The organism is Streptomyces sp. NPDC097107 (genome assembly GCF_044762405.1).
Taxonomy (GTDB): Bacteria; Actinomycetota; Actinomycetes; order Streptomycetales; family Streptomycetaceae; genus Streptomyces; species Streptomyces thinghirensis.
In genome coordinates, this window is record NZ_JBIWEF010000029.1 from 1 (window position 1) to 23,097 (window position 23,097).

At 68.5% G+C, this 23,097-nt stretch carries 21 protein-coding genes and 1 pseudogene; 8 read left to right on the forward strand and 14 right to left on the reverse strand.

What is annotated here, in order from left to right:
- Nucleotides 1-923: 923 nt before the first annotated feature.
- The 4 genes and pseudogenes from ACIQ1J_RS34885 (at nucleotide 924) to ACIQ1J_RS34900 (ending at nucleotide 8,167) form a co-directional block, all read left to right on the forward strand.
- Nucleotides 924-1,811 carry a hypothetical protein gene (locus ACIQ1J_RS34885; RefSeq protein ID WP_403563337.1) on the forward strand — a complete coding sequence of 296 codons (888 nt, stop codon included), beginning with the start codon at nucleotides 924-926 and terminating at the stop codon, nucleotides 1,809-1,811.
- Nucleotides 1,808-6,157, forward strand: coding sequence for a caspase family protein (locus ACIQ1J_RS34890; protein ID WP_403563339.1), 4,350 nt, complete (start codon nucleotides 1,808-1,810; stop codon nucleotides 6,155-6,157). Before ACIQ1J_RS34885 ends, ACIQ1J_RS34890 begins: the two co-directional genes overlap by 4 nt.
- 545 nt (nucleotides 6,158-6,702) lie before the next feature.
- Nucleotides 6,703-7,233, forward strand: a pseudogene (locus ACIQ1J_RS34895) (transposase); the annotation flags it as partial.
- Between the two features lie 157 nt (nucleotides 7,234-7,390).
- Nucleotides 7,391-8,167 (forward strand): transposase, encoded by a 777-nt coding sequence (locus ACIQ1J_RS34900; RefSeq protein ID WP_403563341.1) that lies wholly within the window; start codon nucleotides 7,391-7,393, stop codon nucleotides 8,165-8,167.
- A 290-nt stretch (nucleotides 8,168-8,457) separates the two neighbouring features.
- On the opposite strand, the gene ACIQ1J_RS34905 is transcribed toward ACIQ1J_RS34900, so the two are convergent.
- The 10 genes from ACIQ1J_RS34905 to ACIQ1J_RS34950 all read right to left on the reverse strand — a co-directional run bounded on the left by ACIQ1J_RS34905 (nucleotide 8,458) and on the right by ACIQ1J_RS34950 (nucleotide 15,451).
- On the reverse strand, nucleotides 8,458-8,862 hold the full coding sequence (locus ACIQ1J_RS34905) for a hypothetical protein (protein WP_403563343.1): 405 nt from the start codon (nucleotides 8,860-8,862) through the stop codon (nucleotides 8,458-8,460).
- Between the two features lie 105 nt (nucleotides 8,863-8,967).
- Nucleotides 8,968-10,740 carry a relaxase/mobilization nuclease domain-containing protein gene (locus ACIQ1J_RS34910; RefSeq protein ID WP_403563345.1) on the reverse strand — a complete coding sequence of 591 codons (1,773 nt, stop codon included), beginning with the start codon at nucleotides 10,738-10,740 and terminating at the stop codon, nucleotides 8,968-8,970.
- Nucleotides 10,740-11,405: a plasmid mobilization protein gene (locus tag ACIQ1J_RS34915; RefSeq protein ID WP_403563347.1), complete on the reverse strand. Its 666-nt coding sequence runs from the start codon at nucleotides 11,403-11,405 to the stop codon at nucleotides 10,740-10,742. Before ACIQ1J_RS34915 ends, ACIQ1J_RS34910 begins: the two co-directional genes overlap by 1 nt.
- Entirely contained in the window at nucleotides 11,402-11,626 is a 225-nt protein-coding gene (locus ACIQ1J_RS34920; RefSeq protein ID WP_403563349.1) for a hypothetical protein, read from the reverse strand. Before ACIQ1J_RS34920 ends, ACIQ1J_RS34915 begins: the two co-directional genes overlap by 4 nt.
- A gap of 103 nt (nucleotides 11,627-11,729) precedes the next feature.
- Nucleotides 11,730-11,900, reverse strand: a complete 171-nt coding sequence (locus tag ACIQ1J_RS34925; protein ID WP_403563351.1) for a hypothetical protein — start codon at nucleotides 11,898-11,900, stop codon at nucleotides 11,730-11,732.
- A 293-nt stretch (nucleotides 11,901-12,193) separates the two neighbouring features.
- Complete coding sequence (locus ACIQ1J_RS34930) at nucleotides 12,194-12,781, reverse strand: DUF2637 domain-containing protein (protein WP_403563353.1); 588 nt, start codon at nucleotides 12,779-12,781, stop codon at nucleotides 12,194-12,196.
- On the reverse strand, nucleotides 12,778-13,344 hold the full coding sequence (locus tag ACIQ1J_RS34935) for a WhiB family transcriptional regulator (protein WP_403563355.1): 567 nt from the start codon (nucleotides 13,342-13,344) through the stop codon (nucleotides 12,778-12,780). Before ACIQ1J_RS34935 ends, ACIQ1J_RS34930 begins: the two co-directional genes overlap by 4 nt.
- Entirely contained in the window at nucleotides 13,298-14,104 is an 807-nt protein-coding gene (locus tag ACIQ1J_RS34940) for an ATP-binding protein (protein ID WP_403563357.1), read from the reverse strand. The genes ACIQ1J_RS34935 and ACIQ1J_RS34940 overlap by 47 nt, the downstream gene beginning before the upstream one ends.
- Complete coding sequence (locus ACIQ1J_RS34945; RefSeq protein ID WP_403563359.1) at nucleotides 14,104-15,123, reverse strand: hypothetical protein; 1,020 nt, start codon at nucleotides 15,121-15,123, stop codon at nucleotides 14,104-14,106. Before ACIQ1J_RS34945 ends, ACIQ1J_RS34940 begins: the two co-directional genes overlap by 1 nt.
- Nucleotide 15,124: 1 nt before the next feature.
- A complete protein-coding gene (locus ACIQ1J_RS34950; RefSeq protein WP_403563361.1) occupies nucleotides 15,125-15,451 on the reverse strand; it encodes a transcriptional regulator in 327 nt (108 codons plus the stop codon).
- A gap of 430 nt (nucleotides 15,452-15,881) precedes the next feature.
- Between ACIQ1J_RS34950 and ACIQ1J_RS34955 the strand changes: the two genes are divergently transcribed.
- Nucleotides 15,882-16,328 (forward strand): Secondary metabolite protein, encoded by a 447-nt coding sequence (locus ACIQ1J_RS34955; RefSeq protein ID WP_403563363.1) that lies wholly within the window; start codon nucleotides 15,882-15,884, stop codon nucleotides 16,326-16,328.
- 43 nt (nucleotides 16,329-16,371) lie between these two features.
- Here the strand turns inward: ACIQ1J_RS34955 and ACIQ1J_RS34960 are convergent, their stop codons facing one another.
- Nucleotides 16,372-17,166, reverse strand: coding sequence for a helix-turn-helix domain-containing protein (locus ACIQ1J_RS34960; protein ID WP_403563365.1), 795 nt, complete (start codon nucleotides 17,164-17,166; stop codon nucleotides 16,372-16,374).
- A 404-nt stretch (nucleotides 17,167-17,570) separates the two neighbouring features.
- Between ACIQ1J_RS34960 and ACIQ1J_RS34965 the strand changes: the two genes are divergently transcribed.
- Genes ACIQ1J_RS34965 through ACIQ1J_RS34975 form a run of 3 tightly spaced genes read left to right on the forward strand, consistent with a single transcriptional unit; the run spans nucleotide 17,571 to nucleotide 20,471 of the window.
- The gene (locus tag ACIQ1J_RS34965; RefSeq protein WP_403563367.1) at nucleotides 17,571-18,116 is read left to right on the forward strand and encodes a regulator component; all 546 of its coding nucleotides are present in this window, start codon (nucleotides 17,571-17,573) and stop codon (nucleotides 18,114-18,116) included.
- Nucleotides 18,113-19,288 carry an MAB_1171c family putative transporter gene (locus ACIQ1J_RS34970; protein WP_403563369.1) on the forward strand — a complete coding sequence of 392 codons (1,176 nt, stop codon included), beginning with the start codon at nucleotides 18,113-18,115 and terminating at the stop codon, nucleotides 19,286-19,288. The genes ACIQ1J_RS34965 and ACIQ1J_RS34970 overlap by 4 nt, the downstream gene beginning before the upstream one ends.
- 4 nt (nucleotides 19,289-19,292) lie before the next feature.
- Nucleotides 19,293-20,471, forward strand: coding sequence for a cytochrome P450 (locus ACIQ1J_RS34975; RefSeq protein WP_403563371.1), 1,179 nt, complete (start codon nucleotides 19,293-19,295; stop codon nucleotides 20,469-20,471).
- Nucleotides 20,472-20,489: 18 nt separating this feature from the next.
- On the opposite strand, the gene ACIQ1J_RS34980 is transcribed toward ACIQ1J_RS34975, so the two are convergent.
- The 3 genes from ACIQ1J_RS34980 to ACIQ1J_RS34990 are packed head-to-tail and all read right to left on the reverse strand — an operon-like array spanning nucleotide 20,490 to nucleotide 22,970.
- Nucleotides 20,490-21,260: a 3-deoxy-manno-octulosonate cytidylyltransferase gene (locus tag ACIQ1J_RS34980; RefSeq protein WP_403563373.1), complete on the reverse strand. Its 771-nt coding sequence runs from the start codon at nucleotides 21,258-21,260 to the stop codon at nucleotides 20,490-20,492.
- 31 nt (nucleotides 21,261-21,291) lie between these two features.
- Nucleotides 21,292-21,852 carry an NUDIX hydrolase gene (locus ACIQ1J_RS34985; RefSeq protein WP_403563375.1) on the reverse strand — a complete coding sequence of 187 codons (561 nt, stop codon included), beginning with the start codon at nucleotides 21,850-21,852 and terminating at the stop codon, nucleotides 21,292-21,294.
- Entirely contained in the window at nucleotides 21,849-22,970 is a 1,122-nt protein-coding gene (locus tag ACIQ1J_RS34990; RefSeq protein ID WP_403563377.1) for an adenosylhomocysteinase, read from the reverse strand. Before ACIQ1J_RS34990 ends, ACIQ1J_RS34985 begins: the two co-directional genes overlap by 4 nt.
- Nucleotides 22,971-23,097 lie beyond the last annotated feature (127 nt).

Genomic DNA, 23,097 nt, shown 5'->3' on the forward strand with positions numbered 1-23,097 from the left:
ACACGCTGTCGGTCATGGCTCCGGAAGGTAGCAGCCAGCCACATCAGCACTCACAGCGGCAACTACCGTCACTTTCGCAACAGGCCCTAGGCCGGGGTCTGACCGAGGACCGTCGAAGGCCGCCCCATGCCGCTCAGGCAGGGGCGGCCTCGTCGTGCGTCCACCGGCGCGTTGCGTACGCTCGACCCAACGAAGGGGGACACCATGACCGACGACCAGATGCTTTGGGGATACCCGGAGGTCGCCGCCCACCTGGGTATCAGCGTCGGCGCGACCCGCAGCCGCAAGAGCCGGGGCAGCCTGCCCGCGCCCGACGACGACAGCGTGCCGGACCGTCCCCGCTGGAAGTCGTGCACGTTCCAGAACTGGAGGCCGGTCGGCCGGGGGTTTCGCAGCGACCTGCACAGCTCCCCCGACAGGAGACCACCCCGACCAACTGACCGAGCGGGTACTCGCCCGTAGGCTGCGGGCATGACGCCCGACTCGTAGATGCCCTCGCCCCCCATTCCCCTCGACCGACAACGCCGTACTCGGGTTGATCGTCAGCCGGGCCATCGAGTCGGTCCGTAGCGGCGAGGCCACCGTAGAGGAGGCCATCCTGCATGCGGCGGTCCACGGCTGGTACGAAGGAGACACGTCAAGGGTGAGGACGAATTGCCCGGGGTGTGACTTCCGGGGCGGGCTGTCAAAGGGCACCGCACGCGGCTGACCCTCATCTACACGCCGAGGAGCGCCACCGATTCGCCGGTGATGGGGATTCTTGGAAACGGCTCTATCCGCAGTTCCGTGAATCCCCAGGTCAGCGGCAGGAGAGCAGGAGAAGTCGGCACGCAAAGGCCGTTGACAAGCCGAGTTCCCCGCATCCGAGCAACCGCCGGTAGAATCTCGGCTCTGTTTGGAGCATTTTCGGGGGAAGAAGGCTGATGGCAGCGATCGTGGTCGTGCACGGCATCGGCAAGCAGTACCTGGGCGCACGCTCGCTCCACGGTGGCATCGCATCTGCGCTCCTCGACGGGGTACGCCTGGCCGGAGGGCCGCCGGTGAAGGCGGAAGATGTCGAAGTCGCCTTCTACGGGCACTGGTTCAGACCGCCCGGCTCAACTCCGACTAAGGGGGAGCCGGCGTATAGCCATCGCGATGTGACTGACCCCTTCGAGGTCGAACTGCTGCTGGCGCTATGGCTGGAGGCGGCCCGGCGGGAGCCTGGCCGCGTGCCGTCGCCGGAGACTGGTGCGGCGCAGCTCAAGGCCCCCGTCCCGTACACCGTGCAGCGGGCGCTGCACGCGCTCGCCAGGTCATCCTTCCTGGCGGGCACCGCCGACCGCTTCCTCATCGGCGTGTTGAAGCAGGTGCGCCGCTACCTCACCGATGATGGTGGCGTCCGTGACCGCATCCAACGTGAGATCGCCGCCTGCGTAACAGACGACAACCGCGTCCTCGTCGGTCACTCCCTCGGATCCCTCATCGCCTACGAGGCTCTGTGCGCCCACCCAGAGTGGCCGGTGACGACCCTGGTCACCATCGGCTCCCCGCTGGGCATCCCGAACCTGGTCTTCGACCGGCTGCGCCCGAGACCGCAGACCGGGAAGGGCTCGTGGCCTGGCCTGGTGCGTAACTGGACCAACCTCTGCGACCGCGCGGATGTCGTCGCTCTCGTCAAAGAACTCGCCCCGCTCTTCCCCGGCAAGGCGAGGGAGGTCACCGATGTCCTCGTCGACAACGGCTGGCGCGCCCACGCCATTGAACGCCACCTGACCGCAGTCGAGACCGGCGCCGCGATTGCCGCGGGTCTTGCGCGGGACGTGTCGTGACGGGCGCCTCCGTACCGCGGTGGGGGGTCCTCGCGGGCAACGGGGAGTACGAGCACTACGAGCAACTGCCATGCGTGGAAAGCGATCTCAACGCCATGGCCGACGTGCTTAACCGGCTCGGATACCGGTACCCGCGCCGCATCTCCAGATGTACGGCACAGGAACTGCGCGCGGAGTTGGTGGACTGGGCCGCCGCCGAGGGCGAGGGCCGAAGCGAAGGTGTCCTGGTCCTGTACTACACCGGCCACGGAGACCGCAGCAGAGACGACCGGCACTACCTGCTGTGTCGGGACAGTCACCCCCGTCAGCTGAAGGGCAGCGCCCTGGCTGCCGAAGACATCGTCGGCATCGTCACCGAAACGGGCCTGCGGCGGCTGCTGCTGATCCTCGACACCTGTTACGCCGGTCAGGGAGTTGCCGACGTGCTCCGCGAACTTGCCCGCAGCCTGACCGCCACCCGCGAAGCCAACCAGCACGAGCTCACGTCGTTCTCCGTCATCGCCGCGGCCCGCCCACTGGAGGAGGCCGCGGACGGGGCTTTCGCCGAAGCGTTCCGGGATGCGGTGGACGACGCGATCCTCGGCGGCCCTCGCCAGCGGAGGCTGTATGTCGAGCCGGTCGTCGAACGCATCAACGAGATCCTCGCAAGCAGGAGTACCGACCAGCACGCGACCTTCGGGACACTCAGCGGCGGGGACGAGGTCCCGTTCCTCCCGAATCCCCGTTACACGCCGGACGTCCCTGAGGAAGGCGCCGACCTCGCCGAACAGCAGGCCGCGCTGAGTGCTGAGGGCCGTCGGCGGAGGGAGGAATTGCTCAGTCACTTCGGCCCGCGTGGGCGAGGGCTGGAGCGGGCGACCGACCGGGGATCATACTTCTCCGGCCGGGGTGAGGCACTGCGGGCCCTCATGGCCTGGTTGGACAGTAGGATGACGGCCGGGCCCCAGGGTGAAACCCTGCCTCCGTCCCGCCAGATCGTGGTGACCGGCAGCCCCGGCGTCGGAAAGTCCGCGCTGCTCGGCCGGCTCGTCCTGCTCGCTCCCCGGGCCGTGTTCGATGACCGCCTCCCGGCCGGCCACGGCGTCGACCGCCCCGTCCATGCGGCGATCCACGCCCGCCACAAGCTCTTGGCCGACATCGCCGCCGCTGTGGCGGACGCCGCCGGACTGCCGGACACCACGTCCCCTCACCAACTGTTCCAGGCTCTATCCGAACGGTTGGAGTCGCTCGTCCTCGTGATCGACGCCCTGGACGAGGCGGGCACAGCGAGCGGGGACCGAGAGGCGGAGCACATCGCCGTCACCTTCCTGGCGCCGCTCGCCGCGATCCCGTGCGTCCGGCTGATCGTCGGTACCCGGCCAGGTGTCGTAAAGGCGCTGGGCCCCCAGTTCGTCCCGCTTGACCTAGACGACCCGCGCTGGGGCAAAGACGAAGACCTCGCCGACTACGCGCGCCAGCTGCTCCGCGCTCCCGACGGGACCGGCAGCACCAGCGCGTACCCGGCCTCCACCGCCTCACTCGTCGCCGGGGAGATCGCAGCACTCGCAGACGGCAACTACCTCGTCGCGCGCCTCGTGGCCCGGGCTCTCGCACACCGACCGGTACCCGTCGACACGTCCTTCCCCGGCTGGAAAGAAGGGATCCCGCGGCTGCAGCGCACCGCACCCCACCCGACCGGTCCCGCCTTCGAGTGGGCCCTGAGCGACCAGCTTGGCGCGGACACCGAGCGCGGCCGTTCCCTCCTTCGTCCGCTCGCACTCGCGGAGGGCTCCGGGTTGCCAGCCGCCGTCCTGTGGCCTGCGATCGCCTCAGCCCTGACCGGCACCCGGGTGACCGCGGACGACATCCGGTGGGTGATGCGGACGGCCGCGGCGTACATCGTCGAAGCGTTGGATGACCACGGGCGTTCCGTGTACCGGATGTACCACGAGTCGTTCGCCGACGAACTCCGCGCCGACGTGACCCCCGAACACCTGGCCTCCGTCACCCGCGCCCTGACCCGACTGGTCCCGCCCGACCCCGCAACCGGACTGCCGAACTGGTCCGCAGCTGATCCCTATATCCTGAACCACCTCGCCACCCACGCAGCCGCCAGTGACCTCCTCGACGACCTGGTGTGCGATCCGGTATTCCTGATCAACGCCGAGCCGACAGCCCTGCAGCAAGTTCTGCCCGTGGTGCGCACCGGTCCGGCACTCGCGGCGAGAGGCGCCTACGAGCGGGTGGGTGCGGAGATGTTCCGAGAGCCGGACCGTCGGGCGCGGCTGGCCCAACTCCAACTGGCCGCGCTGCAGTCCGAGGCACGGGACTTGTGCAACGCGATACTTCACCGGGGAGAGGTCCTGCCCTGGGAAACGCAGTGGATCCTGCCCTTCGAGGACGCCACGAAGCAGTACCGGACGATCGGCAGCTACGACGGCGAGGTCACCGCCGTGACCCTGCTGGAAATCGACGGGCGCAAGGTCGTGGTCACGGCGGAGACCCCAAACCGCGTACGGATGTGGGACTTCGAGACCGGGGCGACGCTGGGTGACCTGCCGGGGGCCGCCGAGCACGCGGTGCGAGGGCTCGTTCCCCTGCCCGGGACAGGCACTTCACTGCTGCTCGTCGTTTCCTGCGCCACTGAGGACCGGACACATATCGATGGCATGCTGCGCCTCTTCGACCTCCGCGACCGCATGCCACTCGGCCCCGTGACGCCACACCAGGCGGTCGCGTGGGCGCTCGCCTGCATTGAGGGCCGGCACGTGGTGGCCCTGCTGGAGCCGGAAGCGATCCGGCTGGCGGATCCTGCGACCGGGAGCGAACTGACCCGGATCGGCGTGCGAGAAGGTGAATTCGACGACCTGTGGTCCCGGCTCTACAGAACCCGGGGCTGGCACCTCGGCTTGGGCACCCGCGCAGGGCGGCTCATCGTGACGCTCGCAGGCACCCGCCCAAAGTTTCACCTTGAGGTAGCCGGTCCGATCAGAGAGTGGACAATCGACCCGGCCGCCGGGTGGAGGGCTCATCCCACCCATCATGTCCCCCGTTCCGCAGGCACGGACGTGCTGTCCGTCGCGGTGCGGAATGACCGAACGTGGGTGATCTCAGCAGGACTCGAGGCCGAGGCGAAACAGTCCCGGACACGCGACCTGACCGATCACCACCCCACCCTTACGGAGTGGACGGCGGCCTCACGGTGGGGCTGGGCGGAACTCGTCACGACTCCCGAGAGCACGGTCCTGGTGTACGGACAGGAGCACCCTGCCGGAGAGATCGGGGTCATCGGCTTCGACGGCCAGCAACAGGCCCGCGTCGAGATCAGCGGATCCCCTGGCGATTTCGTCCACCTCCAGCCGGACGCCCAGGGATATCGGGTCCTCTCGTGGAAGGGCGCTGGTCCCGCACCCAGAGTGTGGCGCCTAGAAGCGACGGGCACCCGGGCACACCGCGAACGCACCGGCCTGTGGTCACCTTCCAGCCTGAGCTCGGGGAAGTTCGCCGGCCGTCCGGTATTCATTGTCGGAAACAGTTTCCGTGACGCCGCCACCGGCGAAGATCTACGTGTACCGGTCTCCGACGGCTCCCCTTTCCGTCACGTCGTCGGCCACCGGGATCTGCCACCCATGGAATACGACGGGCTGACCGGGATGATGGGTGATCCCCATGTGACCCTCCTTGACCCCGCCCCCCGCGACGTCCGCCTCCCCGGTGCCCGGGGAGTACTCAAACCGCAACTCGGCCGCATGCGAGGCGAAGCCGTGGTGGTGGCACGGAGCATCGACGAGCTCGCCGCTTGGTCGATGGAGGGACAGCAGGTCGGGCAGTGGCCTCTCCCGGTAAGCCGCGAAGTCGACGTGCAGTACCTGGACCACGGGGACCGTCTGCTCGCAGCAGTACGGTTCAACAACCCTGACCGCCTGACGGTCTACAGCCTCCCTGAAAGAACGTCCGGTTTCTCGATGTCTCCGCTGCCCAGCCTCACTCAAGAGGGGCACCACCTTGGCTTGTGGCGCGACGAGCCGGCGATCGGCCTGCTGTTCGACGGGGGCGTCTCGGTGTTCCACGCTTTAACCGGCGCACCACTGTGGCGCTTCAACGACGTGATGCCCCGTAACCAGCAGCCGATCCTGCGTCTGCTGACCGTACACGGCCGCCCAACCGCACTGGTCGTGCGCGCCGACGAGAGCCTGTCCCTCATCGATGCCGACACCGACCGCGTGACCTGCCGAATCCATCCCGGCGCCGGGGTGAGGGGCGTTGTCATAGCCAACGAGGACCTCCTCGGCGTTCTCACTGCAACAGACTTCGTGTGCCTTCGCCTTCGAGACCTGAACCGCCACGAGAACCCCGATGGGTTTTGACAGCGTGAGTCAAGACGCTGAGCTGATCAGTCTGAGCGAGCTTCTTGCCAACCTTCTGCACGATCTCGGGCTGCTCGTCTCCCGGCTCAACCTGAGCCATCAACCCGGGCAGTAACTGACCGCGTATTGCACGGGTTCGGGCGGTGGCCGTCGAACGACCGGCTCTGGCCCCGCCTCGTCGAGGGCAAGGTCACAAGGGGTCGCGGCGCCGCGGTCTCATGAGTGCGCATCACTCCATCGGGTGGGCGGCTGCGGTTCGGCTCCGAGTGCCGCTGATGGCGTTATCTGAATCTGGCTCTGTCTGCAGTTCCGTGAATCCCCAGGTCAGCGAAGTGAGCGAGGGATCGTTTCGGCAGAGTACGCCCCAGCATGGCGAGCAAGACGGTCGAGGCTGTGCTCTTTCCCGGGATCGATGTGCGGGTGGAGGAGGTGAGCGACTCCTCCGGCATCCTGGTGGCGGGGGGTGTCGACGGCCCGCCCGGGCCGGTGCCCAAACTGCCGCAAGCAGGCCCGCCGCGTGCACAGCACTTATCAACGCGACCTATATGAAAGGCCGTTGGGCTCACGCCGGGTCATCGTCCGACTGCTGGTGCGCCCATACTTCTGCGACCGGAAGAGCTGCTCTCGCACGACCTTCGTCGAGCAGGTACCGGGTCTGTCCACGCGCTATCGCCGCTCCAGCACCGGGCTGGCTGCGGTCGATCGCGATCGAGCTCGGCGGCCGTCCCGCCGCACGACTGTGCCGCCGCCTGCGGCTGACCGCGGGCCGGACGCAACTGCTCAGACTGTCAACGGCGCCGACGGTGCCGGACCGTGCGCCGCGGGTGCTGGGGGTGGACGGGTTCGCCTTCCGCAAGGGCTGCACCTACGGCACCGTGCTGGTCGACGTCGAGGCCGGCCGGGTCGTGGACGTGCTGCCCGACTGTACCTCCAAGACGTTCGCGGCCTGGCTCAAGAATCATCCTAGCTCGGAGATCATCTGCCGGGACCGGGCCACCGCCTACACCAAGGCAGTCAGGGAAGCCGCCCCTCACGCCCTCGAAGTGGCCGACCGGTGGCACTTGTTGCAGAACCTGTCCGCCGCAGTTGAGAAGACCTGTCACCAGCACCGCGACTGCCTGCGTAAACGTGCCGAGGAGGAGACGGTGACCGAGGTTCCGGAGCCGCCCCCGATGCTGTTACCGCCCGCGGAACTGCCTCGCACCCAGGTCATCGAACGCACCCGCCACCGCTATGAAGGCATCCACCGCCTGCTGGAGAAACGCTGCTCGACGAGCTGCTGGCCTCCGCCCGCGAGAGCCGCCCCGACGGCGTCCTGGAGCCGTTCAAAACCTACCTCAACGCGCCCGCTTCACCGAAGCCCAAGGCCAGGTCAGCGGCACCCGCCTGTTCCTGGAAATCCAGGCCCGCGGCTACTGCGGCAGCCGCCAGGTCGTCCGCAAACACCTCGCCGCCCTCCGCGCGGGCACCGCCGAGCCCGTCCGGGCCGATATTCCGAGCCCTCGCAAGATCACCTCGTGGATCATGCGGCCCCGAGAGACGCTCGCCGAAAGCCAGGACGAGCGACTCCTTCGAGTCCGGCTCGCCTGCCCGGACATCGCCCGAGCCTGCGACCTCGCTCGGACGTTCGCCGACCTGGTCCGTCACCGGCGCGGATACCTGCTGCAGGAGTGGATCCGGCAGGTGGAGCAGGACGCACCAAAACCCACAAGAGGCTTTGCCGGCTTCCTCCGCCAGGATCTCGACGCGGTGACCGCCGGTCTGACGCTGCCCTGGAGCTCCGGGGCGGTCGAAGAGCACGTGAACCGGGTGAAGACTCTCAAGAGAGCCATGTATGGCCGAGCCTCGTTCGCCCTCCTCCGGACCCGAATTCTCACCCAGCATCGAGGGTTGCGACTCGCGCTCGCCTCGTGCGACGAGCCTGGTGGAAAATGCCGCTATCAGGGTGTCCGCTCTCAGCAGCAGCTCAGGGTTTGGCCCGATCCGACGAGTGGATACCTGTACCAGTGATCCAGATGCTCATCATCGGTGGCTTCAAGGCCGAGTTCGACCACCTGCCAATCGGTGCTATCGAAGTCATAGCTGGCGTAACGCGCCAAGAGAGCCAAGAAGGGCTGGACATTCTCGTTCCAGATCCAGCCTCTACCGCGCGTTCCCGGTCGCTCTTTGCCATCTGGCCAAAGTGCCACATGCGGCACGTTCGCTCCCTGCCATATGTCCGTTCACGGAACTGCGGACAGAGCCATTTTCAAGAATCCCCGTCACCGGTGGCGCCCCTCGGCGTTCCGTCTGGTGCTCGCCTACTCCAGGTAGATGCCGGCGAATACGCCGTCGAACCCGAGCGCAGCCAAGCCCGCCTCGACACTCGGGTAGGTCGTCCCGTGCGGGCCGCCGAGCAGGGCGTCGAAGTCGGCGCGGCTGATCCCGGGCTCGAGCCACTGGTCGCCGCACCGGCAGCGGACCCAGACGTTACGCCCATGGTTGATGAGCAGCCAGTCGCGTCGGGCACGGCAGGCGGAACACATCACGGGAATGCCGCCGAGAGCGAATTCGCGTGAGTGGCCGACGCAGCGAATCGCCCCGGGTCCGTCGGCTGGCCGCGTCTCGGTCTGGAGATGCAGCAGGGGGTCGGTAGCAGTGGGGAGGACTGGCAGCGCGGGTGCCGGCTCCGTGGTGCGGGTGGTGGTTCTGAGCACGAGCGTCATCTCCCGGTTGTCGGTCCTGTCTTCATCCGTAACAGCCGGTAGACCGGCTGTCCATACATTTCGCGGCGTCCGCTCGGTCGGTGGTCGACTACCGGTTCGACCTGGTCAGCGACCCGGCGAGCGGCGGTTGGGGTCTTGAACAGTCCCGAGCGGTGCGGCTGCCGTCGCGTTCCGTTCGCTGGTGCGGCTGCTCGGCGTGGTGGCCTGACGGGTGGCGGCCTGCGGACGACGGGCACCTTCGCCCGGGTGTGCCGGGAGCTGGGCAACGCGCCGCAGACGCCAGACCAGGACGTCGTTTACGTCATCGGCGCTGTCGAGTTCGCGCATGTCGATGGCCTGGCGCAGGAGGGCTTCGGAGTCGTGGCCTGCCCGCTCGGCCTGGGCGAGAGTGGCGATCAAGGCGTCGGTCCTCGCTTCCGTGCCTCCTGCCCGTACGACCTTCTCCGGCAGGACGGCGCGAAGGGTGGCTTCGTGCGTGCGGCGCTGGGCTTCTGGAAGGGCTCGGCCTTGGTCGTGCAGCACTCGCATCGGGGCGGCAGCGGCCTGCCGGTAGGCGGTGCGCAGGTGCGCGGCGGCTTGTCGGGAGGCGTGGGCCTGCTGGGCGTGCCCACGCGCGGAGTGCCAGCGGGCGGCGGCGAGCGTGACCAGGACGAGGGTGGAGACGAGCATGGCGGTGGTGCCGCCGTCCTCGCCTCGGCCGAGCGCCCCGCCGGCCTGGACGATGCCCCGGGCGGCTGTACGGAGGGCCCGGGTGTCGGCGCTTTCGGCGCGGACATGGCTGCGGGTCGCCCGCTCGAAGGCGCGAGCTGCTGCGGCCAACTCAGCGCGGGTGGACGCCGGTGAGGTCTGGGCCACCGCGTCGAGGAGTTCTCCGACGCCGACGAGCTGAGCGGCGGCCTCGCCGTCCTCGTCGCGTTCCAGGAGCGTGGCCGAGTGCTCGGCGATGACGACTGCGTTGCGTCGTTGACGGGCGGGCGGTGACCAGTCCGTCCGGTCAGCGGCGACCGCGGGCGCGCTCGGCTCTGCGGCACCGTCGGTGAGGCGTAGGCGGATCTTCGGAAGGGAGAGGTCGGGGGCCAGTTTGGAGCCGGGGTACCAGACCGGGTCTCCGTCGCGGTTGCGGTCGCCGGGCAGTGCCACGTTGTAGCCGAGCGCGTCACCGGACGGAGCGTGCCGCAGCTTCACCCGCACCCCCGCCTCGCGGAGCCGCGTGAAGAACTCCTCCTCCGAGTCCGCTCCCGCCACGGCTCGACGAACGGCCTCACGGAGCGTCTCGCGCGAGGTTTCCGAGCGGCCGGTGCGCTCGGCCTTGAACTTCTCGGCGCTGCTGGGATTCTTCGCTGCGGTGCCGTCGCCGGCGTTCAGGCGCCGCAGGCCCATCTCCTTCTCGATGCGGCGACATTCGGCCTGGGCCTTGTTGAAGTCGTAGTTCAGGCGCGGGTTGCGCAGGTCGCCGCGTACAAGGGTGGCGACGATGTGGATGTGGTCCTCCGCGTGGCGGACGGCGATCCACCGGCAGCCGTCGGGCTCTCCAGCGGGGGCGATGCCGGTGGCGTGGACGATGCGCTGGGCGACGGCGTTCCACTCCTCGTCGTCCAGCCGCCGGTCCCCGGGGGCGGTGCGGACCGAGCAGTGCCAGACGTGCTTGGCGGGCGCGCGGTCGCCGGCCTGCTTGACCCGCAGGTCCAGGGCGGCGGTGAGCCGGGCGAGGGTGACCTTCGGGTCGGGGTCGAGGCCGGTGTCGCGGCCGGGATCGGGGGCGAAGCCGTCCCAGGAGCCGACGAGGTGCGCGTCGGTGTGCTCCTCGCGCCGGCCGGGGCCGTACAGGTAGACGAGGAGGCCGTGGGTGCGGGAGCCGCGTCCGATGTCGGGAACCATCACAGCCGCCTGGTCACCAGGTCGTTCGCCGCGTCGTCGACGCGGGCGAGAAGTCCTGTCAGCGCGCCCAGCGCGTGTTCGAGTTCACCGGCGCGTGGGTAGCAACCGCTGTTGCGGACGAAGGCGATCTGGTTGATGTTGTTGCCGATCCGGGCCAGCGCGGTACGCGATGCGGCGAGTTCGTCGATGGCGGAGTCGAGCTGGTCGTTGCTGTGCACGGCCGCGTGTCCGCGGGCGGTGCTCAGGCCGGCGGTGGCGAGGAAGCGGGCGACGGTGAGGCCGCGCTCGGTGGCGGCTTCGGCGATCTCGGCTTTCTCAGCGTCGGAGAGGCGGGTGGTCGTCTTGCGGGCGCGCTCGCTCGGGTTGCGGCGGCGGCGGCGCGGTTTGCGGTCGGGGAAGGCGGGCGTGCTCGGGTTCGGATGCTCGCGGTCGGCAGGGCCATCTGCTTCTCCCCCAGTGACCGGCGCCCCCTGGTGCCGGTTGCCCGGCTGGTCCCCGTGCGCCCTCGCTCGGGGACCAGCCGGGCTGCCCCCGCCCTCCTGGGCGGGGGCAAGTGCGTACGACGGGCCGTAGGACCGTCGTACGCGATAGCTTGCTCCGCCAGGAGCCGTGGTGAGGTCACGCTGCTGTCCAGCGGGGGTGGCCGCCGGGTCGTTGGTGTTCACCGGCTCGTCTCCGGGTCCTGCTGCTGGATTTCGCGGACGAGTTCCTCGATCCAGTCCATGGCCAGGACGGGGTGGTGCAGGGTCCAGGGCCGATCGTGCTGCTCGCGTTGCACGATCCAGGTGGTGTCGGGGCCGGACCGGGCGCGGTGGAGGTGTCCGTGCTGGTGCAGGACGGACAGCCAGGAGTCGACTTCGGCGGGCGTGGCCGGGTGGGTGCGCATCGGGTGCTCTCCGCTTCTGTTGTGGCGGGGGTGTCTCGGAGACATGCGGAGCGGGTGACCGGCCGGGGTGACCGGCTTGGTCACCCACTCCCTGGAGGTTCGGTCAGGGCCGGGAGGAAGTGACCGGCTGGCGATGCTGCTCGCGCAGCTGGGCCATCAGCGCGGTCAGGGTGTCGCTGGACAGCGGGATCTGCTGACCTCGGATCGCCTGGGCAACCACCTTGCGGGTCAGTTTGTCCTCGGCCCTGACCGCCGACCGGGCGATCTTCAGCAACTCCTCGGTGTCCGGGTCAGGACGCCGGTCACCAGTCGGCCGGGCGGCCCGGTCAGTGACCGGCGGGGCACTGACCGCCGCCGGGTTGCCCTGGCCATCACCGACCGGGGCCGCACTGTCGGGGCGGTCAGCGCCCGTCCGCCCCTTGTCCACCTGTCCCGGCAGGTCAGGGGCAGCGTGGCCGCGGTTGTGGTGGTCGGTGACCGACTGGCCGCTGGTCGCCGGGGTCGAGTCTCCGGTCGCTGACCGGGGGGCGGCGTCCTCGTCGGTCGCGGACAGCGGCAGCCGGTCGGTCAGAGCGGTGACCGACTGACCGGGCTTGACCTGACCGACCGCTGACCGCTGCTGACCGGCTCGGTCGGTCCGGGTGACCTTGATGGCGTCGCCCCGGTCGGTCTGACCGAGGCGACCGGGCTGACCGAGGTTCTGCCGGTCAGTGTCATTGACCGGGCCCCGGCGATGAGGATGTAGAGGTGGACCGCTCCGGCCAGTGCGAGCGGGGCGATGGTGGAGAGCACCGCGACCACCGCGTCACCGAGCCGGAGGCCGGTGCCGGCGACCATGTCCTGGTTGACGCGGACCGCGTGGAGTGCGTTGGCCCAGATGCTGGCGGCGGTGGCCGTGCCGAAGAGCGTCCAGACGTAGAGCCGGGCGCGCAGGGGTGCGTTGCGCAGGACCAGGAGGGCGCGGATGCCGTAGGCGATGAACCCGTCGATCACCAAGGGGAACAGGTAGGTGAGGAAGCCTCGGATATGGATGGCGACGGCCATCTGCTGCAGGGCGTCGTACGACAGCGCGCATCCCGCGCCCCCGAGGGCCACGACAGCCGCGCGGTCCCACCCGGATATGTGCGCCGTCTTCGGCGCGCTTGCGGTGTTCATGCCGCCGTCCCGAAGTCGTCGCGGATCAGGCGCTCGCCGCTGGTCTCGGGGGGCGGGGTGTTCGTGGTGGGCTGGTTCAGGGTTCGGTTGCGCTCGGTCCGGCGGATCTCGCGGTACCGCTTCTTGGCGTGCTCCTCGGTGACCTTCAGAAGCCAGGCCAGGCGCTGCTCGCTCACTCCGTGGCGGTAGGCCGCGTGCTCGACCGCACGGCGCTCCGCATGGGTGAGGTGCACGTCGCGCCCGGCGATGGTGGCGTTGACGCGGCTGTAGTCGAGACGGCTGGCGAGTTTGTCGTGCAGCGGCCCACGCTCCTCCTCCGTCAGGCCGCCACGGATCCCGTCGGTGTCACCCCCTTCGAGAGCGGCGTCCAGGCAGGTGCGGCGGACCGGGCACTGGCTGCACAGAGCCTTGGCCGTGGCGATCTTGATGGTCTCGTCGGGTTCGGGGAAGAAGACTTCGGGGTCCACCGGGTTGTACTCGGTGCTCTGGCAGACGGCGCCTGCCTTCCAAGTCTGGTCACCGAGCTGACGGTGGTGGGCGGGGCTGCTCGTCGTGCTGGTCATGCGGGGTGCTCCGATCGCTCTCCGCGCGCAAGGGCGTCGGCGGAGAGGTGCGCTGGTCGGTAGGTGCCCGGGGCGGCGCTGCAGGGGCGCGGTCCGGCTCGACCCGGGTGGTCATCTGCGCGAGCCTGCTGGCGACGCGGTCCCCGAGGTAGGAGCGGAGGTCCCTGATTGCCAGGTTGGTGCTGATCAGCGTGGGGAGTTCGTAGTTGTACCGCCGGTTCATCAGCCGGTACGTCACTTCCTCGACCCACTCGCTGGCCTTGGCCGCGCCGAGGTCGTCGATGATCAGCAGCGGGCAGCGGCTGACCGCCGCCAGTTCCCGCTCGCTGTCGACCCCGGGCCGGGGGCGGAGATCGGCGTAGAGGTCGGCAGCGGTGGTCGCGCGCCAGCGAACACCGACGCCGCTCTGCACCAGCGCTCGGACCGCGCCGTACGCCTGGTGTGTCTTGCCCGCGCCGACGACCCCGGCCATTAGCAGGCTGGGTCCGGTGGTGACCTGTCGTCGGGCTCCTCGGCTGGGGGCGACGGCCGCGTCGGTGACCTTCCGGACCCACTCCAGGACCGTGGGGTGGTCGGCGACAGCCGCTTGGTAGCGCGGGGGCATCCCGGCGAGCAGGGCGTCCAGCGGCGAGAAGGGCTCGGCGTCGTCCGGCAGCGCGGCGTCGTCCGGGTCGATGTTGCGGGCGGCCAGGATCCTGGCCATGCGCTCCAGCGTGGCTTCGCTGCCGAGGAGCTGCGGTTCGCGGTGACGGGTGTGCATCACAGCTCCTCGGCGTAGGCGGCGGAAGCGTTGGCCGGGTTGGTCCACGCCTGGTGGGCGGGCACGTTAGGCCGGATTCCCGGCCGCGCCAAACCGCCGGGGCGGCCGTTCATCGCCTCGTTGACCATGCTGGTCAGCACGCTCGGGTGCTTGGGGTTGGCCGTGAAATTCGCCAGCCCGGCTCGGATGTGCGTCGGCGCGATGCCCTCGTCCAGGAGCTTCTTGACGATCCGCCCGAGGTACCCGATCACGTCGTTCGGGGGGCGCTGATCGCACCCGGCGACGTACTCCCCGACAAGGTCCTTGGCGGAGATGCCGGCTGCGGGCGCTGTGCGCCCCGTAGGGACAAGAGATCCAGGATCCAGGATCCTAGATCCAGGCGCCGATCCTCCCGGGAGGCTTCGGAGAAGGTTCGGGGAGTCTTCGGGGACAACCCTCTGACCTGCACTTTTAACTCCAGCCCGCCCCGGTGCGCTCATGGCTTCGTCGGTGGCCTCCTGCCGGTCGGGGGCTGGCCCGTCTGCCTGGTCCGGCACCGTCGAGACGGGTGCGGCGGGCAGATCGAGGGCTCGGGGTGCCCTCGCCGAGGTCTCGGCGAGTCCTCGGGGAGTGGTGCGCGAGCCCTCCGCCCTGCGGGTGCAGGAGCCCTTGCAGGGTGCGCACCGGTCGGCAGCCTGGTGCTGCGGGCACGAGGGCAGGCGCGACTGGCTCGGCTTGTCGATCTTCTGGTGCTCGGACCAGGTCACGATGTGGAGGTAGAGGCGGCCGTCGCATCCGGAATACCGGCAGATCAGTCCGGCGTTCGCGAGCTGGTGTAGGTCGTCCTCGACGTGGACCGAGGTGTGCTCGGCTCGCAGCGGCCAGAGGAGCCCAGCGATGATCGCGGCATTGTCACGATGGCGACCGTGGTCGTCGGCCTGGGTGAGCAGACCGAAGAAGGTCCGCTCTGCCTCGACGCTCACTTCGGCGAGGGACTCGGAGAAGAACGCCTCCGGCTTGATGGTTCGTATCCGCGCCACGTCAGCGGCCCCGACCGGCAGCGACCAGGTCGCTGCGGGTGAAGGTCGCCTCGGCGATGTCGAAGGTGTGCGGCCGAGTCCAGTCCGCCTCCGGCCAGACCCGCAGGATCCAGCGGGCCGCGGCCCTGGCGGTCGTCCGCCTCAGCACCAGGGTCTGCCCGGCCGCATCCTTGACGATGGCGTGCGGGTGGGGCCACGCCTCCTTCGGGTCGTTGAGGCCGACCCGGACGGTAGCCGCTCCCGGGATCATGTCGGCGAGCTTGGCGGCGAGGCGGCGCTGGCGGTCGGTGTCCGGGCAGGCCGGGATTCCACTCGGCATGGCGAGCATGCGATACTCCGTGGTTCGTAGGAGCGCGGTGCGGCGGTTCTCGTGCAAAAGCCCCGCCGCCCGCGAGATGTGAATCGGCGTTCTTCGGGGGGCCGGCCCGGCGCTTGGGAGTTGGTAGCTCCCGGGCGCCGTTCTCATCCACCCCGGCAGGCGTCATGGCCCCTGTGCGTACATCGCCTCCCCCTCCTGACCGGCCCCCGACCGGTGATCCGTTTATGCGGGGACCAGAACCATATGGCGGCCCCTGGCTCAAGTCCAGCTTCTCCGCACCCACTCTGACCAGGCATGGAACACTGCACTGGATGAACTCCCGGGTCAACGTACACCGCAATTGCGCCCTTGCGTCAACTGCAGTGTCGGCGCGCGAGACGATGACAGACGTGATCACCACTGGAGTGGATACGATGGCGGTCATGACGAAGGGCTGGGGATGACCGAGAAGAACGAGCGCCCTTTCGCGGAGCTGCTCGACTACCTGTTCCGGGAGGTGCACCCGAAGGGACGCGGCCCGTACACGTACGCGGAGGTGTCAAAGGGGATCCGCGACACCTCGGGCGTGGCCATCTCCGCAAGCGCCATCCAGCAGCTCCGCACCGGGACCAACACGAACCCGAAGATGCAGACCATCCGGGCGTTGGCCGCATTCTTCGGCGTGAACCCGGGCTACTTCTTCGACGAGGAAGAGGCCGAACGGCAGAGTGCGGAGATCCAGGTGGTTGCCGCCATGCGCGACCAGGGTGTGCGCCGGGTCGCCTTGCGCGCGAACGGGCTCAGCACGTCGAGCCTGCACATGCTGAACACCGTGATCGACCAGGCTCGCCGACTGGAGGGAATGCCGGAGGAGTCGGACGACTCCGGACTGCTCGACGACGAATGAGTTGAGTGCCGCCCGAACCGCGGCATGCGGCGCTCCGCCTCGGTCAGACGGCATCGCTTCCGTGACGGTCTTCCAGCAGCACGATCACTCGGAGGAGGTCGCTGCGCATCGGCCGCAAGGCGACGATTCGGACAGCGACTTCCCGACCCTGGTGAAACGGAATCCTGAGTCGACGCAGAGCACCGTGGGAGTGCTCGACCATCTCGCGACGATCCCACATCCGTCGCGCCGCCGGCGATCCCGCGAGGATTTCACGCTCCAGTTGCCACAAGGCCTCGTTCTTCGGGTGGTGAGCCCGCTCATAGCGGATCTGCCCGAGAAACGGGCGAGCCCAGTCCTGTTCCCAGTTCACGAGATGCTGACGGGCCTCCGGCTCCAGAAAAGCCCATCGCACCTGATTGGCCCGGTAGGCAGCCCACGGGAACCAGTCAAGCAGCGGCTCGTTGTAGCCGATCACGTTCCATGCGAGATCCGTGGCGAAGGCGGGAGCGGGGGACTGATTGTCCAGGAACCGCTGGAGCAGCGCCTTGTCCACATCTACTGCCGCACCCGCGTCCGGCGTTGAGGCAAGTGCCGGCGGACGGCCGACCGCCTTCAGGTACAACGCACGACGCTCTGCCGGGCTCAGCCTCAGCGCCGACGAGAGCCGATCGAGGAAGTCGGCCGAGTACTTGGCCTCGCTGCCGCGCTCCAGCGCGCCGTACCAACGTTCACTCACTCCGGTCAGACGCGCCACGTCACGCTGCGTCAGCCCGGCACTCCTGCGCCCTGAAGCCGCCAGGCCCGGAATCGCGCGCGGATCCATGCGACTCCGCCACGATCGCAGCAGATCAGGCATGGACTCACCGTCGGGTTCGTCGCCCTCGACCTGCCTGTCCCGAGGTCCCATGGCCCGAGATTAGATCCCGTGATGAAGTGACATGCATCACGACGCACCCTGAAACGGCATCAAGGGATCGCGAATCGGTCATCCAGCGTAGTCAGACATAACGGGTAGTCAACTGTTCAACCACCTATATCACGTGCCGCTGTGACCCACGATCACCGGCTTCACCCACCGTCGATCAAGGTCGAAGGGGATTTCCCTCCCGGAGCTTTTCCATCCCCCAGCAGAGATAAGGTCACCATCCGTAACCGGAACTCGCACTTCCGGGAAGTGTGAGTTCCTCCCTCTTCTTGGCATCCTCTTGCCTGTCGCTCACTAGCAAGTTGATGCGCATCCGAGGTCGAGGGGGGATTGCCATGCCGTTGCCAGAAATCGACGAGAGTCGACTGCGCAAATCGTGTGAGAAGCAGGTCGATCTCCTGCACCTACCGCATCGCTTCAGCACGCGCGAATTGCGGGAGGCGATAGCCTCCCTTCGCGGGAAACCGATCATCCTGAAAAAACTGAGCACGCTCGGTGCTGTCGACGCACCCTGCGGCATGAGGATCGAGACGCCATCCGCAGACCTCATCTATTACGAGGAAGGCACGTCCATCCACCACCAGCGGCACATACTCACGCACGAACTGTGCCACGTGTTCTGCGACCACCCCGGAAGCCTGCAGGTCGATGTTGATACGGCCCAGGCTCTCGGGGTGAATCCCACGCTGGTGATGCGCATGTCGGGACGCGCGAGTTACTCGACGGCCGACGAACGCGAAGCGGAAATGATGGCGACAGTCATCCGTCAGCGCATCTACCGCGAACGCGAATCCCCTTCTCATCAGCCGGCGAGGGGATCGGACAGCTGGGACGCGCTTTTCTCCCAGCCCATCAAGAAAGCTCGGTTCCTCTCACGATGAACTTCGTCTTCCTTGGCATGGCCTGCCTGCTTGCAGCGGCTGCCAGCTACTGGGTCCTCGGTCGAGGGACGCCCCGTCCGACCGGCACATGGGCCATGGGCGCGCTCCTCGGCTCGTTCGCCCTGGCCTTCGCCACCTACGCCCCACTGTTCGAGAACGCCGTTGAGGACGTCGTGCCGCACGTCGCCCGGCTGATGAGCAACTGCGCTTCCCTGGCCGCCGCCACAGCGGTACTGGCCGTCTCGTTCCAGCTCAACCTGGAACCAGCGGAAGCGCAACGACGGGTCCGCCTGCGTCTCGTCCTCTTCACCGGCTCCGTCCTCGGCATGACCGTGCTGTTCACGTACGAGCAGATGACGCGTCGCTCCCCGCAGATGTACGCGCTCTACCTGCTCCTTTTCATCTCCTACCTCGGTTTCGCCATCGTCGACTTCCTCGTACGGGCCGTGAGCCAGTCGAGGTCGACCCGCCGCCGCAGCGTCCGGATAGGACTGCGCACGGCGGCAACAGGGTGCGCCTTCGCACTCGTCTACGCGGTGTACAAGCTGACGGTCCTCATCTCCCTCGGCCTGGACTTCCACCTGGTGCCCGACCACTCGAAGTGTTCGTCGCTTGTGTCATCGCCGTGCGTCTTCAGCGTGACGTCTCCGGCGCTCGCCGTCCTGCTGATCTGTGCCGGTCTCACACTGCCGGCTGTCGTCTACCCGGTGAGCCAGGCCCGGCGTCGCCGCTGGGAGTCACAGTCCTTCGAAGTCCTCGGATCTCTCTGGCAGGACCTGTCCGCCGCGATGCCGAACATCGACCCGGACTTCGACGAGGCCACTTCGAACGACTCGGACTTCCTGCCCCAACGCAGGGTCATCGAGATCAACGACGGCATCCTCGCCCTTCGGCCGTACCGGTCCCGCGGAGTGCAGGAGCTGGCCCAGGGCACGTTCGACGCTGGAACAGAGGCTGGAGCCGCAGCGGTCGAGGCGGCTGTCGTGAAGGCAGCACTGGCCGCTGCGAAGGCCGGCCGGTACGCCGACAAGGTTGCCCTGCCATCGGCGGAGGCGGCCTCCCGCAAGGACCTTCGTGCGGACACGGAGTGGCTCCTCCTGGTGGCCAACGCCTACGCGCACCCGGTTGGGCGTGTTGCCGATGACAGTCAGCCAGAGCCGGTTGGAACCTGATGGCATGACGGACCCGACCGTAGACCCCCGATTCCTCCAGGACCCCTACACCACCTATGCGGCCATGCGGTCCAAGTGCCCGGTGCAGGCCGTGCCCACCGGGGCCGGTGGGCACATCAGCTACCTGGTCACCGGCTACGCGGAAGCGAGGGAAGCCCTGGGCGACGCACGGCTCTCGAAGGACACGGCCGCCTTCTTCGCGGACAAGGGGTCACGGCGTCGACTACACCCTGCGGTGGCGCACACGATGCTGGCAAGCGACCCGCCCCAGCACACCCGCCTCCGCAAGCTGGTGACCAGAGCGTTCACGACAGGGGCAGTCGCGGACCTGCGTCCGTTCATTGCCCGGGTCACCGACGAGCTGCTGGATCAGTGGCCCGTCGGAGAGCGGTTCGACTTCGTGGCCGACCTGGCGGCACCGCTGCCGGTCATCGTGATCTGCGAGCTGCTCGGAGTTCCGGAGGGGGACCGACCCGACGTCCGACGCTGGTCAGGAGAGCTGTTCGCGGCAGGCAAGTCCGACGTCATCGACGCGGCCTCGTACTCCATGGCCGACTACATGACGAGCCTCATCGCCGCCAAGCGCCTGGACCCCGGTGCTTCTCTTCTTGACCGGCTCATCTCGGCGCGCGACGGAGAGGACCATCTGAGCGAGGAGGAGCTGGTCTCTCTGGCGGTGCTGTTGCTCGTGGCCGGTCACGAGACCACCACCAACTTCCTCGGAAACGCCGCCTTGGCGCTGCTCCAGCGCCGTGCCGAGCTGGATCGCCTTCAGGAGAATCCGGACGATATCCCAGCCGTGCTGGATGAGCTGCTTCGGTTCGATTCCCCCGTGAGTACAGCCACCTTTCGGTTCACCACGGAGGCCGTCACTCTCGGCTGTACCGATATCCCGGCCGGTGTCCCGGTGCTGGTCGCTCTCGGAGCCGCCAACCGCGACCCGGAGCGGTTCCCGTCGCCGGACCTGCTCGAGTTGGACCGAGACGCCGGCGCTCATCTCAGCTTCGGCCATGGCATCCACCGCTGTGTCGGCGCTCCCCTGGCCAAGGCCGAGGCGGAGATCGCCCTGCGAGCGGTACTGACTCGGTTCCCTGGGATCCGGCTTGCTGCGCAGCCTGACCAACTGGACTGGCGGCGCACCCGTCTCGTCCGCGGACTGGCATCGCTTCCTGTTCTGGTGTAGCTGGTCGGTGAGGAGAAGTCATGCTTCCGCGTACTGGGCGAGCAGGATGCTGGCTCGCGCGAGATCCTCTGGAGTGTCCACCGCGACGCCGTCGTCCGTGACACGCACCATCCGTACAGCGTGGCCGTGCTCGACAAAGCGCAGCATCTCCACTCCTTCCGCGCGCTCCAAGGGCCCCTGCCGAAGTTCTCGGAAGCGCTGGAGAGATTGGCCAGTGAACCCGTAGAAGCCCAGCTGCCGGGCGTACTTCGGCCGCTCCCCCTTCGGATAGGGGATGGGATGGCGCGAGAACATCAGGGCGTCGCCCCGGGCGGCGACGACGACCTTGACGACGTTGTTGTCCAGGGCGGCGGCGATGTCGACCAGTTCGGTGTACGCGTTCACGGCGAGCGTGCCCGGAGGCAAGCGCTCCAGAGCTTCCGAGATGGCGTCGATCGCACCGGCTGCGATGAACGGCTCGTCGCCCTGGACGTTGATGTATCCGTCGGCTGGCAGGGCTTCCGCGACCTCCGCGACGCGGTCGGTGCCTGTGAGGTGCTCCCCGGTGCGGATGCAGTCGATGCCGAGTTCGCGGCACGCCTCTTCGATGCGTTCGTCGTCCGTCGCGACGATGGCTCCGTCAAGGCGTTTGGCCTCCAGGCAGCGCCGGTGGACGTGCCAGAGCAGCGGCATGCCGCCGAGGAGGGCCAGTGGTTTGCCGGGGAAGCGGGAGGCACCCCAGCGGCACGGTATGACGGCGATGTGCCGGCGCCGTCGGGCGGCGGTCGGTCGGGCTGTGGTGGCGGCCACGGCGTCCTCCTGGTGGTCGGGAAAGGGGGCTTCAGGTGAGCTGGGCGAGCTTGGCGCGGACGGTGGGTGAGGCCGCGGTCGCGAACGGCCGCCACTGGTAGCCGTCGACCTCCTCCTCCTGCAGCGTCACCGCGTGATCGACCGCGAGGCGGAAGGCCCAACGGAAGTCCACGTGGTGGTGGGCCGGCTCGTTCTTCGACGGGTTCGCGTCGATCGCGTGCACGTCGATGTCGAGGGGAATGTCTCCGTGGCCGGCGAGGGGGAAGACGGCGTTGGGCGGGATGCCGGCCTCCTCGTGCAGTTCGCGCAGGGCGGCCTCGCGCAGGTGCTGGTCGGACGGTTCGTTGTGCCCGCCGGGCGCCAGCAGTTTCCCGGACGCCTTGTGCAGGATGTGGAGCACGTGCCGTTCACCGTTGATGAGGATGGCGCTGCAGGTCACGTGGGCGGGGAAGGTCTTGCGGCTGGTGGGATCGTCCGCGTCGGTGAGCGCGGCGAACAGCATCGTCAGGGAGCCGCGCTCGTCCGGGTGGCGGGCGAGGTACGCCTCCGTGACGGCACGGACGTGTTCGGTGGAGGGAGGCAACGAGGTCACCTTTCGAAGTGGCGAAGCCAGGTTCTGGCGATGGCGTCGCGGTCGGCCGCCGGTATCTCGTGCAGTCCGGGCTGGAACCGCCCGTGGCTGAGTGCGGCGGTGGCGGCGAGTATCTCGGCCTGGACGAGGTGGATGTAGGTGCCGACGGCGGCGCCGTGCACGAAGTTGACGGCACCCCCGTCGGCGAGAACGTAGAAGTAATGGCCGGTGACCTCGTATCGGGTCATTCGAGGTCCGACGGGTCGGCGTTCGTAGAGGTCGTCGAGGCTGCCGAGTTCGAGTTCGTCCTCGGAGGAGGTCACCGATCCGAGGTACGCGCCATTGCGCAGGGCGGCGAAGTCCTCGTGCCGGAGGGCGAGATTGCCGGTGGCGCACAGGACGAGTTCCGCGTCGTGGACGGCCTCGGTGGTGGACGCGCTGGTGTGGAAGCCGAGGGCGTGCGCCTGTACCCGCTTGACCGCGTCGTTGTCGTACACGGTGACGCGCAGGTCCTGGGCACGCAGGGTCTGCGCAATGGAGCGGCCGATCTTGCCGAAGCCGATGACGCAGGCGCTGCGGCTCGTGAGGATGTCCCCGCGGGCGCGGACGAGGGCGTCGGTGGAGAACACGATGGACCGGCCGACAAGGTGGTCTTCGCAGTCCTTGAGCGGTGAGCGGGCCACGGATACGACGGGGCAGGGCAGCGAGCCGAGGGCCGCGTACCGCTGGTGTCCGTTCTCGGTGTCCTCGACGACGCCGAGGATGCGGCCGGAGAACTTGTTCACGAGGGTGTCGAGGCTGGCTGCGAAATAGCCGCCGATGTCGACCAGGACGACGTCCTGGCCGCCGGCCGTGTCCTCCAGGTAGTGCAGGGCCTGGGTCTCGTCCGTGAACCGCTCGCGGCTCAGGTCGTGGACCGGCAGGGTGCGGCGGACGGTGTCGAGGGTCGGCTGGTGGATCGACCGGGGCTTGGGGAGGACGGCGCCGATCGTGGACACCGCGGTCATGGCGCGCAAGAACGCAGGTCGCTCCGGGAGCAGGTGAGTGATGACCAGCGTCGTGATCGCCTGACCGGCGGGAAACTGCGCGGTGATCCTCCGGAAGAAGGCGTCCAGCCGTGCTCGCTCGGGGGTTTCCATGGGCACTCCTCTCGGGTTTCGAGGCCTAGGGGCAACGCCGTTCAGTTAGGGCGGGGCTGGAGGCGTCAAGGGGTGCTCGTGAGCATGTTGATGTTGATGGTGGCTTTGTAGGTGGTCCGGTCGATGG

Bases quoted from the DNA above. Each gene is read 5' to 3' on its own strand.
- ACIQ1J_RS34955 (WP_403563363.1), top strand. From the start codon at position 15,882: ATGACCGAGAAGAACGAGCGCCCTTTCGCGGAGCTGCTCGACTACCTG.
- ACIQ1J_RS34990 (WP_403563377.1), bottom strand. From the start codon at position 22,970: ATGGAAACCCCCGAGCGAGCACGGCTGGACGCCTTCTTCCGGAGGATC.
- ACIQ1J_RS34910 (WP_403563345.1), bottom strand. From the start codon at position 10,740: ATGGTTCCCGACATCGGACGCGGCTCCCGCACCCACGGCCTCCTCGTC.
- ACIQ1J_RS34940 (WP_403563357.1), bottom strand. From the start codon at position 14,104: ATGCACACCCGTCACCGCGAACCGCAGCTCCTCGGCAGCGAAGCCACG.
- ACIQ1J_RS34920 (WP_403563349.1), bottom strand. From the start codon at position 11,626: ATGCGCACCCACCCGGCCACGCCCGCCGAAGTCGACTCCTGGCTGTCC.
- ACIQ1J_RS34905 (WP_403563343.1), bottom strand. From the start codon at position 8,862: ATGACGCTCGTGCTCAGAACCACCACCCGCACCACGGAGCCGGCACCC.
- ACIQ1J_RS34935 (WP_403563355.1), bottom strand. From the start codon at position 13,344: ATGACCAGCACGACGAGCAGCCCCGCCCACCACCGTCAGCTCGGTGAC.
- ACIQ1J_RS34960 (WP_403563365.1), bottom strand. From the start codon at position 17,166: ATGCCTGATCTGCTGCGATCGTGGCGGAGTCGCATGGATCCGCGCGCG.
- ACIQ1J_RS34970 (WP_403563369.1), top strand. From the start codon at position 18,113: ATGAACTTCGTCTTCCTTGGCATGGCCTGCCTGCTTGCAGCGGCTGCC.
- ACIQ1J_RS34950 (WP_403563361.1), bottom strand. From the start codon at position 15,451: ATGCTCGCCATGCCGAGTGGAATCCCGGCCTGCCCGGACACCGACCGC.
- ACIQ1J_RS34885 (WP_403563337.1), top strand. From the start codon at position 924: ATGGCAGCGATCGTGGTCGTGCACGGCATCGGCAAGCAGTACCTGGGC.
- ACIQ1J_RS34930 (WP_403563353.1), bottom strand. From the start codon at position 12,781: ATGAACACCGCAAGCGCGCCGAAGACGGCGCACATATCCGGGTGGGAC.
- ACIQ1J_RS34975 (WP_403563371.1), top strand. From the start codon at position 19,293: ATGACGGACCCGACCGTAGACCCCCGATTCCTCCAGGACCCCTACACC.
- ACIQ1J_RS34900 (WP_403563341.1), top strand. From the start codon at position 7,391: ATGAAGGCATCCACCGCCTGCTGGAGAAACGCTGCTCGACGAGCTGCT.
- ACIQ1J_RS34965 (WP_403563367.1), top strand. From the start codon at position 17,571: ATGCCGTTGCCAGAAATCGACGAGAGTCGACTGCGCAAATCGTGTGAG.